The sequence below is a fragment of the Streptomyces sp. NBC_01352 genome, from assembly GCF_036237295.1.
In the GTDB taxonomy this organism is placed as follows: Bacteria; Actinomycetota; Actinomycetes; order Streptomycetales; family Streptomycetaceae; genus Streptomyces; species Streptomyces plumbiresistens.
Map to the genome: position 1 here is coordinate 5,822,153 of NZ_CP108354.1, position 14,326 is coordinate 5,836,478.

At 72.8% G+C, this 14,326-nt stretch carries 8 protein-coding genes and 1 riboswitch; of the genes, 4 read left to right on the plus strand and 4 right to left on the minus strand.

Features of this window, described 5'->3' with window-relative positions:
• The first annotated feature begins 104 nt into the window (after nucleotides 1-104).
• Nucleotides 105-261: riboswitch (cyclic di-AMP (ydaO/yuaA leader) on the plus strand.
• An 11-nt stretch (nucleotides 262-272) separates the two neighbouring features.
• A complete protein-coding gene (locus OG252_RS27150) occupies nucleotides 273-1,319 on the plus strand; it encodes a M23 family metallopeptidase (protein WP_329339351.1) in 1,047 nt (348 codons plus the stop codon).
• 131 nt (nucleotides 1,320-1,450) lie between these two features.
• On the plus strand, nucleotides 1,451-2,401 hold the full coding sequence (locus tag OG252_RS27155) for an aldo/keto reductase (RefSeq protein WP_329339353.1): 951 nt from the start codon (nucleotides 1,451-1,453) through the stop codon (nucleotides 2,399-2,401).
• A 65-nt stretch (nucleotides 2,402-2,466) separates the two neighbouring features.
• Here OG252_RS27155 and OG252_RS27160 read toward each other — a convergent pair whose 3' ends face one another.
• From OG252_RS27160 to OG252_RS27175, 4 genes are all read right to left on the minus strand, one after another.
• The gene (locus OG252_RS27160) at nucleotides 2,467-3,807 is read right to left on the minus strand and encodes a PrsW family intramembrane metalloprotease (protein WP_329339355.1); all 1,341 of its coding nucleotides are present in this window, start codon (nucleotides 3,805-3,807) and stop codon (nucleotides 2,467-2,469) included.
• A gap of 51 nt (nucleotides 3,808-3,858) precedes the next feature.
• Nucleotides 3,859-4,755 (minus strand): tRNA (guanosine(46)-N7)-methyltransferase TrmB, encoded by an 897-nt coding sequence (gene trmB, locus OG252_RS27165; protein ID WP_266437194.1) that lies wholly within the window; start codon nucleotides 4,753-4,755, stop codon nucleotides 3,859-3,861.
• 195 nt (nucleotides 4,756-4,950) lie between these two features.
• A complete protein-coding gene (lhgO, locus tag OG252_RS27170) occupies nucleotides 4,951-6,177 on the minus strand; it encodes an L-2-hydroxyglutarate oxidase (protein WP_329345200.1) in 1,227 nt (408 codons plus the stop codon).
• Nucleotides 6,178-6,253: 76 nt separating this feature from the next.
• A complete protein-coding gene (locus OG252_RS27175) occupies nucleotides 6,254-7,678 on the minus strand; it encodes an MFS transporter (RefSeq protein WP_266437197.1) in 1,425 nt (474 codons plus the stop codon).
• Between the two features lie 727 nt (nucleotides 7,679-8,405).
• Here OG252_RS27175 and OG252_RS27180 point away from each other — a divergent pair.
• On the plus strand, nucleotides 8,406-10,511 hold the full coding sequence (locus tag OG252_RS27180) for an asparagine synthase-related protein (RefSeq protein WP_329339358.1): 2,106 nt from the start codon (nucleotides 8,406-8,408) through the stop codon (nucleotides 10,509-10,511).
• A 456-nt stretch (nucleotides 10,512-10,967) separates the two neighbouring features.
• Nucleotides 10,968-14,303, plus strand: coding sequence for a BTAD domain-containing putative transcriptional regulator (locus OG252_RS27185; RefSeq protein WP_329339361.1), 3,336 nt, complete (start codon nucleotides 10,968-10,970; stop codon nucleotides 14,301-14,303).
• The last annotated feature ends 23 nt before the right edge of the window (nucleotides 14,304-14,326 follow it).

Genomic DNA, 14,326 nt, shown 5'->3' on the forward strand with positions numbered 1-14,326 from the left:
CGGAAAGGTTAATGATCAAGAGGAACAGCTTGGAATCAGGGCCCCGCGTCTATTAACGTTCGATAACGCAGCGCGGTCGTCCCAGCCGTCACAAGAGTCGGCTCCGTGCGCACGCGCCGAATCCCGCAAGGGAACCGGGGAACCACCAATTGGGGTGAATCGCGCGGAAACCGCCGTGAAGTCACGGCCGGTATACGCGCGTAGGAGACCTTCCTGCTCCGAACCCGTCAGCTAACCCGGTAGGCGAGAAGGAAGGAAAGGAGCACGCCCACGTGGCGTCCAACCGGCCTGCCCCAGAAGCCCCGTTCGTGCCGAGCCAGCGCGACACCGAGACCTTCGGCTACGGCACCTACAGCACCGACGAGGGCCCCTGGACGGAGTGGAATCCCACCGAGGAGTCCCTCCCACCCGTACGTGGCCGGCATCGCGTCGCCAAGCAGCGCGGCGGACTCGCGCGCGGCGGACTCGCCCGCAGCTCCACCGTCCTCGGCGTCGGCGTCATAGCCGCTGTCGGCGCGGGCGGCATGGCCAGCGCGCAGACCGGCAAGCCGCCGGTGTCGATCTCCATGCCCGACCTGCCCAACGTGGGCTCCCTCATCTCCGACGACTCGGACGCCGCCGAGGACTCCACCACCGCGCTCAGCACCGTCAGCGTGGCCGCCGCGGACACCGAGGAGAGCACGGCCGACGCCGGCGAGGTGCTGCGCGCCCGGATCATGGCCCAGGCCGAGCAGCAGCAGGACCAGGTCGAGAGCAAGGCCGCGGCTGAAGCCGTCGCCGAGGCCGAGAAGGCCGCCGCCGACGCGGCCGCCAAGGCGGAGCAGGAGGCCGAGGCCAAGGCCGCCGCCGCGAAGAAGAAGGCGGAGGAGGAGGCCGCGCAGAAGGCCGAGGCCGCGCGCCTCGCCGAGCTGGCCAAGCAGTTCGCGCTGCCGACCTCCTCGTACACCGTCACCTCCACCTTCGGCCAGGCCGGCTCCCTTTGGTCCTCCGGCTACCACACCGGCCTCGACTTCGCCGCGCCCACGGGCACGCTGATCAAGGCCGTCCACACCGGGACGATCACGCAGGCCGGCTGGGACGGGTCGTACGGCTACAAGACCGTGCTCACCCTCGATGACGGCACCGAGATCTGGTACGCCCACCAGTCCTCGATCAGCGTCAGCGTCGGCCAGAAGGTCAACACCGGTGACGTGATCGGGCGCGTGGGTGCGACGGGGAACGTGACCGGGGCGCATCTGCACCTCGAGGTCCACACCGACGGTTCCGGCTCCGGGATCGACCCGATGGCGTGGCTGCGGAGCAAGGGCCTCAACCCCTGACCGTCGTGTTACCCGAGTCCCGGCGGTCCTGACGGCATCCCCCCGACGTCAGGGCTGCCGGTCAGGGATTTACGGGGTTTTTGCGTGTGACCATGGAATCGGGGGATCCTGGGCGGTCGTTGAGGTGAGGTATGACTTCACCTTCGCTTCGCAAGCTCGGTTCCTCGGACCTCGAGGTCTTCCCGCTGTCCCTCGGAGGCAACGTCTTCGGCTGGACCGCCGACGAGGCGGCCTCCTTCGCCGTCCTCGACGCGTACACCGCCGCGGGCGGCAACTTCATCGACACCGCCGACTCCTACTCGGCGTGGGTCGAGGGCCACCGGGGCGGCGAGTCCGAGACCGTCGTCGGCAAGTGGGCCAAGGCGCGCGGCAACCGCGCGGACGTGGTGATCGCGACCAAGGTGAGCCAGCACCCCGAGTACCAGGGCCTGACCGCCGCCAACATCAAGGCCGCCGCCGACGCCTCCCTTCGGCGCCTCGGCACCGACTACATCGACCTCTACTACACGCACTTCGACAAGCCGGATGTGCCGGTGGAGGAGATCATCGGCGCGCTCGACGAGCTCGTGAAGGCGGGCAAGGTGCGGTACATCGGCGCGTCCAACATCTCCCCGCAGCGGCTCGAGGCGTCCCTCGCCTTCTCCGACCGGGAGGGCCTGGCACGGTACGTCGCCCTCCAGCCCCACTACAACCTGGTCTCCCGCGACACGTACGAGGGCGACCTCCAGAACCTGGCCGAACGCTCCGGCCTCGCGGCCGTCCCGTACTACGCGCTCGCCTCCGGCTTCCTCACCGGCAAGTACCGCCCCGGCACGACCGTCGACAGCCCGCGGGCCGGCGGCGCGGCCAAGCACCTCGACACCGAGCGCGGCCGCAAGGTCCTCACCGCCCTGGACGAGATCGCCCGGTCCCACGACGCGCCGGTCGCCACGGTCGCCCTGGCGTGGCTCGCGGCCCGGCCGACGGTGGCGGCGCCGATCGCCTCCGCACGCACGGTCGAGCAGCTGCCGGCGCTGGTGGGGGTGGCGGAGCTGGCCCTGACGGAGGCGGAGGTCGCGCGGTTGACGGAGGCGTCGGCCTGATCTTTGGGCGCGCACGTCTCGGTGTCCGGCGGTGGCCTGCCGGTGTCCGGCGGTGCGCTTCCTGATTACGTCCGATACGGGTTGTACGAGTTGTAGGAGGGATACGGCACCGCCGGATACGCGGCAGGCCCCGCCGGATACCCGTACACCCCGTACACCGGCCACGGCGGCGCGGTCACCGCCACCGGCGGTGCCGTCGCCCGTGCCGCGTGGTCCAGCGCGGGGCGCGCCACCTCCCGGCGCCACCACAGCTCGGCCAGCAGCTCCCGTTCCCGTACGACGAAGTCGGCCTCGGCCCGCCCGCGGCGCCCCCGATGCCGTAGGAAGGCCAGCGAGGTCGCGTACGCCTCGTACTGCGCCACCGCCCGCGCCGCGGGCCGACCGAAGTGCCGACGGGCGTAGTCGCGGGCCAGTCGCCGTGCCCGCATCGAGCCGAGCGCGTACGGCTCGGTCGGCGACAGCCAGCCCGCCACCGCGTAAGCGGGCAGCTCTTCCCGTACGGTCTTCAGCTCACGCTGCCGGGTCCAGATGACGAGCCAGGTCAGCAGCCCGAAGGCGGGCACCATGAAGGCCGCGTAGACCGCGAAGAACCCGTACTCGCCGAACGTCGAGGAGCCGTTCCAGATCGCGTGCATGCCCATCGCGAGCAGCAGCCCGGACAGCGGCAGCAGGACGCGCCGCAGGTGGTGGCGTTCCGCCGAGAGCGCGGAGATGCCGAAGCCGATGCCGGTGAGGACGGTGAAGAGCGGGTGCGCGAACGGCGACATGATGATCCGCACGAAGAAGGTCGCCGCGGTGACGGAGGCGATCCCGGTGTCGCCGGTGAGCTGGTCGGTGCCGAAGGCGGTGCCGAGGTAGAGGATGTTCTCGGTGAAGGCGAAGCCGGTGGCGGTGACCCCGGCTATCACCACCCCGTCCACGATCCCGGTGAAGTCACGGCGCCGGAAGAGGAAGACGAGTAGAACGGCCGCGGCCTTGGCCGACTCCTCCACGACCGGCGCTATGACGGTCGCGCCGAGGGTGTCCGCGCTGGAGGGATCCGCCGTGGCCGTCGCTATCCATCTCGTCGCGAAACTGTTGGCGATGATCGCTATCAGCGCCGCCGCGCAGGCCCCCCAGGCGAAGGAGAACAGGAGGTTGCGCCAGGGGCCGGGCTCTACCCGGTCGAGCCAGCGGAAGGCGGTCATGAGGAGCGGCACGGGCAGGACGGCGAGTCCGAGCCCGACCAGGAAGCCCTCCGTGCCGGTCTGTTCGCGCACCAGGGCGAGGATGACGAGTCCGGAGAGTGCGAGCAGGGTGCTCAGCCCGCCGTAACGCACCCACTTCCTCTGCCACCAGTGCGCGTGCCGCAGTGCGCCGCCGGTCGGATCACCGGGGTGCGTCGGGTAGGGGGGAACGGTGGCCACGGCATTGACCCTAACGAGGCAGAGGCGCCGTCCGCAGGGGGAGAGGGGGGTTCAGGCGCCGGTGGGGGGCTGGTCCTTGTGCGCTACACGTTGCTCAGCAGGTTGCTCGGTGCGTTGTTCTGCGAGGTGCTCTACGCCGTGCTCTACGCGTCGGAAGAGCAGGTCGTTCACGACATGACCCTTCTCCAGTCCCTGGCCCTCGAAACGAGTCAGCGGCCGGAACTCGGGACGCGGCGCAAAACCGCCCCCGGGCTGTGTGTTCTCGAAGCCGGGGTGCGCCGTGAGCACCTCGAGCATCTGCTCCGCGTACGGCTCCCAGTCCGTCGCACAGTGCACGACCGCCCCCGGTCCGAGCCGGGTCGCGGCGAGGTCGAGGAACTCCGGCTGGATCAGCCGCCGCTTGTGGTGCCGCTTCTTGGGCCAGGGGTCGGGGAAGTACACGCGCAGACCGGCCAGGGAGTCCGGGGCGAGCATCTCCCGCATCAGGATGATGGCGTCGCCGTTGCCGACGCGGATGTTGGACAGGCCGTTCTGATCGGCGAGATTGAGCAGGTTGCCCTGTCCGGGGGTGTGTACGTCGACGGCGAGGATGTTGGTGGCCGGGTCGGCGGCCGCCATCCGGGCCGTGGCCTCGCCCATCCCGAACCCGATCTCGAGCACGACGGGATTGCCGTTCCCGAACAGCTCACCGAGATCGACGACGCGCTGCCCGTCGATGTCGAGCCCCCACTTGGACCACAACCGCTGCAACGCGTCCGCCTGCCCGGCCGTCACCCGACTCCGCCGGGGCTGAAAACTCCGAATCCGCCGCTCGAAGTGCGACCCCGCGGGATCAGCACGGGGCCCATCGGGAAACCGAGGCTCCCCCTTGGCCCGAACATGCCGGGCGGAGGCCCCGGGCGGGTGCGGGACCTGGCGGGTTTCGGGGACATCGAGTGACTCAGACACAGTGAGCCCAATTTTACGACCCCCGTGGCGCCACTCAGTCCGTCCGGCGTTTGAGGACGAGGCCGTTCAGGCCGACGGGGGTCCAGGGGGCGGAGCCCCCTGGCGGGGTCGAAGGGGCGGAGCCCCTGGGGATGGGAACGGGAAGGGGCGGCGGGGGCGAGAACAGCCCTGCGGCGAGCGCGGCGCCCCGCACCGTCACCCGGACGCCAGCGCCGCCAACGCCCGTCGAGCCACCTCCCGCCCCACCGGCAGCGAAGCCGTCGCCGCAGGCGAAGGTGCGTTCAGTACGTGCACGGCCCGCGCCCCCTCCCGGATGAGGAAGTCGTCCACCAGAGAGCCGTCCCGAAGCACCGCCTGCGCCCGCACCCCCGCCGCCGCACGCACCAGGTCCCCTTCCTCGACCGCCGGCACCAACCGACGCACCGCCTCCACGAACGCCCCCTTGGACACCGACCGCCGCAGCTCCCCCGCCCCGTACCGCCAGTGCCGCCGAGCCATCCGCCAGGCCCCCGGCCACCCCAGCGTCCCCGCCACCTCCCGAGGCCGGACCACGCCCCACCCGTACCCCTCGCGGGCCAGCGCCGGCACCGCGTTGGGCCCGATGTGCACACCGCCGTCGATTCCGCGCGTGAGATGCACCCCGAGGAACGGAAACGCCGGATCCGGCACCGGATAGACCAGTCCCCGCACCAGCGCAGGCCGTGCCAGCGAGTAGTACTCGCCCCGGAACGGCACGATCCGCATCCCCGGCTCGTCCCCCGTCATCCGGGCGATCTCGTCGCAGTACAGCCCGGCGCAGTTCACCAGCACCCGCCCCCGCACGACGTCCCCGCCCGCCGTCCGTACGGCCACCCCGAGCTCCGGCCGCCGATGCACCCGTACGACCCGCGCGCCGTACCGGATCTCCGCTCCCGACGCCTCGCCCAGCCGCCGCGCGACCTCGGCGAAGTCGCACACGCCCGTCGTCCCGACGTGTATCGCGGCGAGTCCGCGCACCTCCGGTTCGTACTCCCCGATCTGGGCGGCGCCCAGCTCCCGTACCGAGATCCCGTTCTCCCGGCCGCGCTGCACGAGCGCGTGCAGCCGCGGCAGCTCGGCCCGGTCGGTCGCGACGATCAGCTTTCCGGTGACGGCGTGCGGAATGTCATACTCCGCGCAGAACTTGATCATCTCGGCGGCGCCCCGGACGGCGTACCGCGCCTTGAGGGAGCCGGGCCGGTAGTAGATCCCGCTGTGGATCACCCCGCTGTTGCGCCCGGTCTGGTGCCGGGCGGGACCGGCCTCCTTCTCCAGCACCGTCACCCGCGTGCCCGGCGCGGCGCGCGTGATCGCATACGCCGTGGACAGGCCGACGATCCCGCCGCCGACCACCAGCACGTCACAGTCGTACGCGAGCTCCCGCACCTGCCGCGTCACCTGCACCACCTCCCGGCTTCGATAGTGCACTGCGCCACTGACAATGCGCTCAAACCCGGGAGGCGCACGGAGTGTCCCTGGCTCAGGCGGGCGCCATCAGCAGCGGCCGTGCCCGCTCCCGCAGCTCGACCACCCGCGGTTCGTCGCCGTACGGCTCCAGCCGGTGCAGGAGGTCCTTCACGTACTCGGTGGTACGCGCCGAGGAAATGCGCCCGGCGACCTCCACCGCCCGTACGCCCTGCTCGCATGCCGCGTCGAGGTTGCCGGACTCGAGTTCGGCGACCGCCGAGACGACGAGGCGCAGCCCGTGCGAGCGTACGAACTCCTCCGTCGGCTTCGACAGGGCCTGCTCGGTGAAGCGGCGGACCTGGCGCGGTGCCTTCAGATCGCGGTAGCACTCGGCGGCGTCCGCGGCGAACCGGTCGTACGAGTAGAAGCCGAGCCAGGACGGGTCGTTGTCGCCCTCGCGGGACCGCTCCAGCCAGCCCTCCGCCGCCTTCAGGGCCGCGCCGGCCGCCTGGGCGTCACCCGCGCGCGCGTGGGCACGTGCCTCGACGAGCCGGAAGAAGCTCATGGTGCGGGCGGTGGCCAGGCCCCGGTTGCGCTCCAGGGCGGCCTGCGCGAGGTCGACGCCCTCGTCGCCGAAGCCGCGGTAGGTGGCCTGGAGGGACATGGAGGCCAGGACGTAGCCCCCGAGGGGGACGTCGGCTGCCGCACGGGCCAGCCGCAGCGCCTGGATGTAGTACCGCTGCGCGGCCTCCTGCTGGCCGGTGTCGAAGGCCATCCAGCCGGCGAGGCGGGTCAGCTCGGCGCTCGCCCCGAAGAGGGCTCTGCCGACCTCGTCGGAGTAGGAGCCGAGCAGCAGCGGAGCCGCCTCCACGCGCAGGCACTCGGGCACCATCGACGAACGCCAGTCGCCGCCTCCGTACTTGGAGTCCCAGCGCCTGGCGTCCTCCGCGGCCTCCCGCAGTTTCTGCACATCGCTGTGGCCGACTTTGAGCGGTGCGCCGGAGGCCTCGGCGGGGTTCACCTCACGCGCCACCGAACTGTCGGCCGGGGTTATCAGCCATCGCGAGGCAGGCGTTGCGTATGCGCTTACTGCGAACGATCCGGCCAGCGACTGCCAGATGCCGCCGGAGCCGGCCCGGCGTCCTGCGAGGTCGAGCCGGTACAGCTCCGTGGCCGAGCGCACCGCCTGTCCGACGTCCCGGGGGAAGGCGAGGCCCACCTCGGGTGCGGGATCCGCGTCCGCCAGGCCGATCTCGTGGAGCGGCACCGGGCGGCCGAGCTTCTGCCCTATGGCGGCGGCGATGAGGTGCGGCGCAGCGCCCTGCGGCACCATGCCCTTCGATACCCAGCGCGCCACCGAGGTCTTGTCGTAGCGAAGAGTCAACCCGCGTTGAGCGCCCAGGTCGTTGACGCGTCGGGCGAGTCCTGCGTTGCTGATTCCCGCGAGGGCGAGAACGGCGCCGAGTTTCTCGTTCGGCCCGCGTTGCTCCCTGGACATTGCGCCACCCCTCGACACAGACGGCTGCCGCGCTGGCATAACCATGCGGCATTCGTAAACCCAGCGTAGTTCGCCGCATCCCAAGCGTTAAGAGGCATTGTTCCGGATGGCGGGATTGTGGTCCGTACTGAAGTGCGGGTCCGATACGCGTAGTTGCGTCGTGCTCCCGCTGTGTGGCCGTGCGCCCGGGTGTGCGCTCTTCTCCGGCCATCGCGGGAGCGATTCCATGGGCCGTGCGTGGGTCGGCCCGCTGTACTGGATCCAGTGGGCTGGGGGACACCGCCGCCTACATCCCCGCGGGTGGCGGAACGGCCCGGGGGGCGAACTCCGTCTCCCGGGCTGCGCGCTCGCCGGGCGGTGGGCGGAGCATGTACGGAGCGTGGGCAACGCCGTTCCGTTGACGCCGAATTGGCCGAAAATCGACCCTTCCCCGCACGGGTCCGCAGCCCTCTCACCATGGAACTTGAGGGCGCGCAGGGTGTTCTGGGGGAGCGAATCGGGGGCGCATTCGCGTCGCAGTCATTCTGCCGTACGTCCTCGATCACTGTGTCGTCGCCCCGCGATCTCCTTGCCTCGCCCGGGTGTTCGACGCGATGCGCGAGTCTCCGCCGGGGCGCATTCCGGGGAGCACTAGCGGCCCCACCGCCTCTCCGGTGCGCGTTCTTCATGGCAGCATGGTGCCGAGTTCGTACGGTGCACTGGTTGTCCACAGCCTGTGGAGGCGTCCATGCGGTGGTTGGTGGGATGGAGCAGCACCGCCGCGAGAGCAGTCGAGGCAGGCTCCGCGGGTGCGGTCGGACACGACGGCGAGACCCTGCATCCGGTGGGCTCCCACCTCCTGTGGGGCGACCCCGATCCGCTGTGGGCGGTCGGCGACTGGCGCCCGGACGAGGTGCGGGTGGTGAAGGCCGACGAGCAGACCCGGATCGCGGTCCTCGGCATCTGCGGGGCGACGGACGAGCAGCTGAGGGTCGGGCTGTTCGCCGCGCGCGGAGGCGCACTCCGGCATCTGACGGCCTGGCCGGGCAGTTACACAGCCGTCGTCCAGGTGGGCCGCCGGGTCACCGTCTGCGGCGATCTGGCAGGCGCACGGCCCGTGTTCTACACCCCTTGGGCCGGCGGCACCGCCTACGCCACGGCCGCGCTCCCGCTCGCCGACCTCATCGAGGCCAACCTCGACTACGGCCACCTCGCCGCGCTGCTCGCCGCCCCCGACGTACCGGCCGCGCTGCACGACTCCACCCCCTACGACGGCGTACGGCGCATTCCGCCGGGGCACGCGCTGATCCTGCGCACCGGGGCGCGCGAGATCGCCGGCTACGAGCAGGTCGCCTCCCTCGCGGTGGCCGCGCCCTCCGCCGACCCCGACCGCGCGGTGGACGCCGTACGGGACGCGCTGGTGGAGGCGGTACGCGTACGCCTGTCCGCGCCTCGCCACGTCCCCGGCGCCGACATCGACCCCGGCCCGGTCCCCGGCATGGGGCCCGCGGAACGGCGTGCCGCGCGCGGGATGCCCGTTCCCGGCATCGGGGCGGACCTCTCCGGCGGTCCCGCCTCGGGAACCCTCGCCCTGCTCGCCGCCGGCCTCCCGGGCATGCCGGGCACGGTGCTGGGCCACGGCACGGGCGCGGGGGAGCGGCTGCTGGCCGTCACCTTCAACGACCTGGCCGTCGGCGGCCGGGAGTCCGAGCTGGAGCGGGCGGGCACCCTCGCGGCCAACCCGCGCCTGCACCACGTGGTCGTGACCGGCGGCGAGGAGACCCTCCCGTACGCCGAACTCGACGGCCCCCTGACCGACGAACCCGGTCCGTGCCTGGTGACGGCCGCCCGCCACCGCGCCCGCCTCGCCTCCGGCAGCGCGGACCACTTCACCGGCTACGGCGCCCGCCAGGTCCTGGACGCCCACCCGGCCCGTCTCGCGGACCTCCTTATGGACCGCAAACGCCGCCACCTCGTACGCCCCGTCGCCGCGCTCGCCAAGGCGGACGGTTCGGTGCTGGTCCCCGCGCGCGTGTACGGCGCGGCACGCCGCCTCGCCCGTACGCCCTACCGCACCGGCCTCGAGGTCCTCGCCGACCGCCTCATGCAGCGCCGCTTCGACGAACCCGGAGGTGCCGTGGGGGCGTCCCTGTCCGCGCTCGCCTGGGCCAGACCGGGCCCGGCGGCGCGCTGGCTCACCGGCGAGGCCCTTGCTGAAGTATCGGTTCGCCTCCAGGGCGCCACCCACCGCTCCGGGGTCGGCCCGGGCCAGCGCCCCGGCGACTTCCGCGCGCGCGGAGCCCTCGCCCGCGCCGCGGCGGACCTCCGCGTCCTGGAACAGGCGGCCGAGATCCGCTTCCAACGCCTGCACGCCCCCTTCCTCGACAACCAGGTCGTCCGCGCCTGCCGGGCCCTCCCGGAGGCGCTGCGAGTCCAGCCGGGTGCCCGGGCGGCGATCCTGCGGACGGTCCTGGAGGGCGCCGGCGTGGCCGACCTCCCCCCGGGCTGGGGCGCCCCGACCCACGCCTCCTCCGCGGCAGCCGCCCGCACGGGCCTACGGGTGGCCGCGGACTCCCTGATGTCCCTGTTCGGCAACCCGCTGCTCGCCCAGGCGGGCCTGGTGGAGGCCCGAGTCGTCCGCAAGGCCCTCCGCGCGGCGGCCGAGGGCGAGCCCCTCCCCCTGGACGGCCTCGCCGACCTCGTCTCCCTGGAGCTGTGGCTGGGCCGCCTCCTCTCCCGCCGAGGCACCTGCTGGACCGGCACCCCGGCACGCGCGCGTGCGGTACCGGCGGGCATCAGGCCGCAGAGGGGAGCCCTGGGCGCGGGCGCCTCCGGCGGGGCGGCGCTGGCGTAAAACCACCTGCCGGCGCAGACCGAGGACGCCACAGATGCCGCCGGGCTGCGTGAGCCGCGGGGTGGGGTGGCTTGGGGTTCACCTTTCGTCCCGCGGGGTGGGGTGGCTTGGGGTTCACCTTTCGTCCCGCGGGGTGGGGCGGTTGGGGTTCACTTCTTGTCCCGCCGGGTGGGGCGTCCTGCGGTTCCCTTCTTGTCCCGCCGGGTGGGGTGGCCTGGAGCTCACTTCTCTTCTTGTGCGTCCGAGTCGAGCGGTCTGAGGTTCACCTCTCGTCCGACCGGGTCGCATCCCCCGAGCGGTTCACTTCTTGGCCGACCGAGTCGGGTGGTGGGTGGGCATAGGCCGGGGGTCTGGGGGCGGAGCCCCCAGCGAGGCCCGCACCAACGCCGGGTGCCCCGAAATCGACCCGAACCGAAACCCCGCGCCCCGCACAGCAACCCCGGCGACAATGACCCCGTGCGGTACAGAATCCTGGGCGTCACCCAGGCCGAGGACGAGAGCGGCACCGTCGTACCCCTCGGCGGCCCCCGCCTCCGCGCCCTCCTCACCGCCCTCGCCCTCCGCCCTGGCCGCGTCACCACCCCCGACACCCTGATCGACGAGGTGTGGACCGACGCCCCGCCCCAGGACGCCCCGGCCGCCCTACAGGCCCTCGTCGCCCGCCTCCGCCGTACCCCCGGCATCGGCAAGGACGCCGTCACCTCCGAACCCGGCGGCTACCGACTCGCCGCGACCGAAGACGATGTCGACCTCTTCGTCTTCGAGCGCCTGATACGCCAGGGCACCACCGCCCTGACCCACGGCGACGCCCCCACCGCCGCCCGAGCCCTCGACACCGCCCTCGCCCTGTGGCGCGGCCCCGCCCTCGCCGACCTCCCCGACCGCACCGCCGCCGCCACCCGCCCGGAGGCACTGCGCCTGGAGGCGATCCGCACCCGAATCGCGGCACACCTCCAGCTCGGCCGCGCCCAGGACGCCGTACCGGAACTGAAGGAACTGACCACGGCGCATCCGTACGACGAACCGCTGCACGTCCTCCTCATCCGCGCCCTGCGCGACACCGGCCGCGCCGCCGACGCCCTCGCCGCGTACGACACCGCCCGCCACGCCCTCGCCGACGGCCTCGGCACAGACCCGGGCCCGGAACTCCGCGCCCTGCACGCCGAACTGCTCGCGGCACCCCCGACCGCCGCACCACGCCCCCAGCAACCCGGCCCCCAGCAACCAGGCCCTCAACCACCCGGTCGCACCGGCAACCTCCGCCCCCGTCTGACATCCTTCGTCGGCCGGGAACCCGAACTCGACGCCATCCGTTCCGAATTGCACAGGGCCCGTCTCGTCACCCTCACCGGACCGGGCGGCTCTGGAAAGACCCGCCTCGCCGAGGAAGCCGCCGCCGGGCTCCCGCAGGCATGGCTGGCCGAGCTCGCCCCGCTCGACCGGCCGGAGGCGGTGCCAGGCGCGGTGGTCAGCGCGCTCGGTCTGCGCGAGACCGTGCTCATGACCAGCGAGCTGACGGCCCCGCAGGACGACCCGGTCGCCCTGCTCATCGAGTACTGCGCCGCGCGCAGCCCACTCCTGATCCTTGACAACTGCGAACATGTCATCGAAGCAGCGGCCGAACTCGCCGAGACGCTGCTCACCCGCTGCCCGGGGCTCACCATCCTCGCCACCAGCCGCGAACCCCTGGGCGTCCCCGGCGAGTCGGTCCGCCCGGTCGAGCCCCTCCTCCCCGACCAGGCGCACCGCCTCTTCGCCGAGCGCGCGGCCGCCGTCCGTCCCGACGCGGCCGGCGTACTCGGCGACGAGGAGGCCGTCGCGGAGATCTGCCGCCGTCTCGACGGACTGCCGCTCGCCATCGAGCTGGCCGCGGCCCGGCTGCGGCTGCTCACGCCCCGCCAGATCGCCGACCGCCTCGACGACCGCTTCCGCCTCCTGACCTCCGGCAGCCGTACGGTCCTGCCCCGCCAGCAGACCCTGCGCGCGGTCGTCGACTGGTCCTGGGACCTGCTCGACGAACCGGAGCGGACGGTGCTGTGCGAGATGTCCGTGTTCGCGGGCGGCTGGGAGCTCGACGCGGCGGAGGCCGTGTGCACCGGCCCGGTCGCGGACCTGCTCGGGTCGCTCGTCGACAAGTCCCTGATCGTGGCCACCCCGCGCCGCCGCCCCGACGGCGACGGCATGCGGTACCGCATGCTGGAGACCATCCACGAGTACGCCGTCGAGCGCGCCGCCGAGTCCCCGGCCCTGCGCGCCGCGGCCGAGCGGCGGCACCGCGCGTGGGTGCGCGCGCTGGTCGAGGAGGCCGAGCCCCAGCTGCGCTCCGCCGCGCAACTCCCGTGGATCTCCCGCCTGGAGACCGAACTCGACAACATCCGCGCGGCCCTGCACCGAGCGCTCACGGCCGGTGCCGAGGAGGAGGCCGGCGCCCTCGTCCTCGCCATGGGCTGGTTCTGGTGGCTGCGCAACTACCGCCACGAGGGCATGGAAGGGTGCGACCAGGTCCTGCGCCTCGGCGCGGCCCTGGACACCGTCAGCGGCGAGGACCGAGCCTCCCTCCCGGCCGCCCTGCCCGCCCCCGACCCCGTCGACGCCTTCCTCTCCGCCCCGGACGGCGAGGCGCACCACCCCTTGCACAGCCTGCGGATGCGGCTGCGGATGCTGCACCTCTTCCTCAGGGCCGAGACCGAGACGATGTACGGGCTGCCGGACGAGCGGATGCGGCGGTACGTCGCACGGGTGCGGGACTTCTTCGAGAAGGGCGGCCCGGAGGCGGCCCGGATGCCGGGCCTCGCCTGGCCACTGGCCGACGTCTTCCTGGGCGACCCGGTGGACGCGGCACCCATCATGGACACCGCGGTCGCCAACTGCCGTACCCACGGCGGCGACTGGGAGCTCGGCGTCATCCTGATGTTCCGTACGCACATGGTCGTCGACGCACCGGGCGGCATGCCCGGCGTGGACGACGACCTCGTGGAGCTGCGGGCGCTCAGCAGACGTGTCGGCGACCGCTGGCTGTGGGCCCAGGTGTGCAGCGCGGCGGGGGAGGCGGCCATGTCGCGCGGGCGGCTCGACGAGGCCGAGGCGGAGTACGAGGAGGCGCTGCGGCTCGCCTACGAGGTGGGCGCCCACACCGAGACGCCGTTCCTCCTGGCACGGCTCGCCGAGATCGCCTACCGATCGGGCGACCGTGCGGCCGCGCTGGCCGTGCTGGACGAGGCGAGTGACGCCGCCGACCAGTACGGCGTACCGGACTCCCGGGCGTTCGTCCTGCTGCTGCGCACCGTGCTCGCGCTGGACGAGGAGGACATTCCCCGAGCCCGTCGACTGCACGAGGCGGCCTGCGCGGCCACCGCGCGGGCCACGCCACCGCCCCAGTTCACCGCGATGCTGAATCTGGTCGACGGGTTGCTGACGGCCGCCGAGGCGGGCCCGGAGCACGGACTGCCGAAGGTGCTCGGCACGCTGCACGAGGCGGTGGAGAAGCGGTGCGCCGACGTGGTCACGGCGGCGGTCGTGGACAGTGCCGCGGAGCTGCTGTCCCGGCTCGGCGACCACCCGCGCGCGGTGCGTCTGCTCGCGGCCGGCGAGCACTGGCGCGGCGGCCATCCGCGCCCCATGCCGGAGCGTGCGGCCGCCGAGCGGGCCGAGGCCGCCGCCCTGGCCGCCCTGGGCGCCGGGCCGTACGAGACGGAGCGCGCCACAGGCGTGGCTCTCACCGTCGACGAGGTCCTGAGCGACCTGGGCGAGGCGGTGTGCGACCACCTCGCCGTACGTCCTTGGAGCACGTGAACCCGGAGCAGCAGAACCCGGAG

Bases quoted from the DNA above. Each gene is read 5' to 3' on its own strand.
- OG252_RS27180 (WP_329339358.1), top strand. From the start codon at position 8,406: ATGCGGTGGTTGGTGGGATGGAGCAGCACCGCCGCGAGAGCAGTCGAG.
- OG252_RS27175 (WP_266437197.1), bottom strand. From the start codon at position 7,678: ATGTCCAGGGAGCAACGCGGGCCGAACGAGAAACTCGGCGCCGTTCTC.
- OG252_RS27155 (WP_329339353.1), top strand. From the start codon at position 1,451: ATGACTTCACCTTCGCTTCGCAAGCTCGGTTCCTCGGACCTCGAGGTC.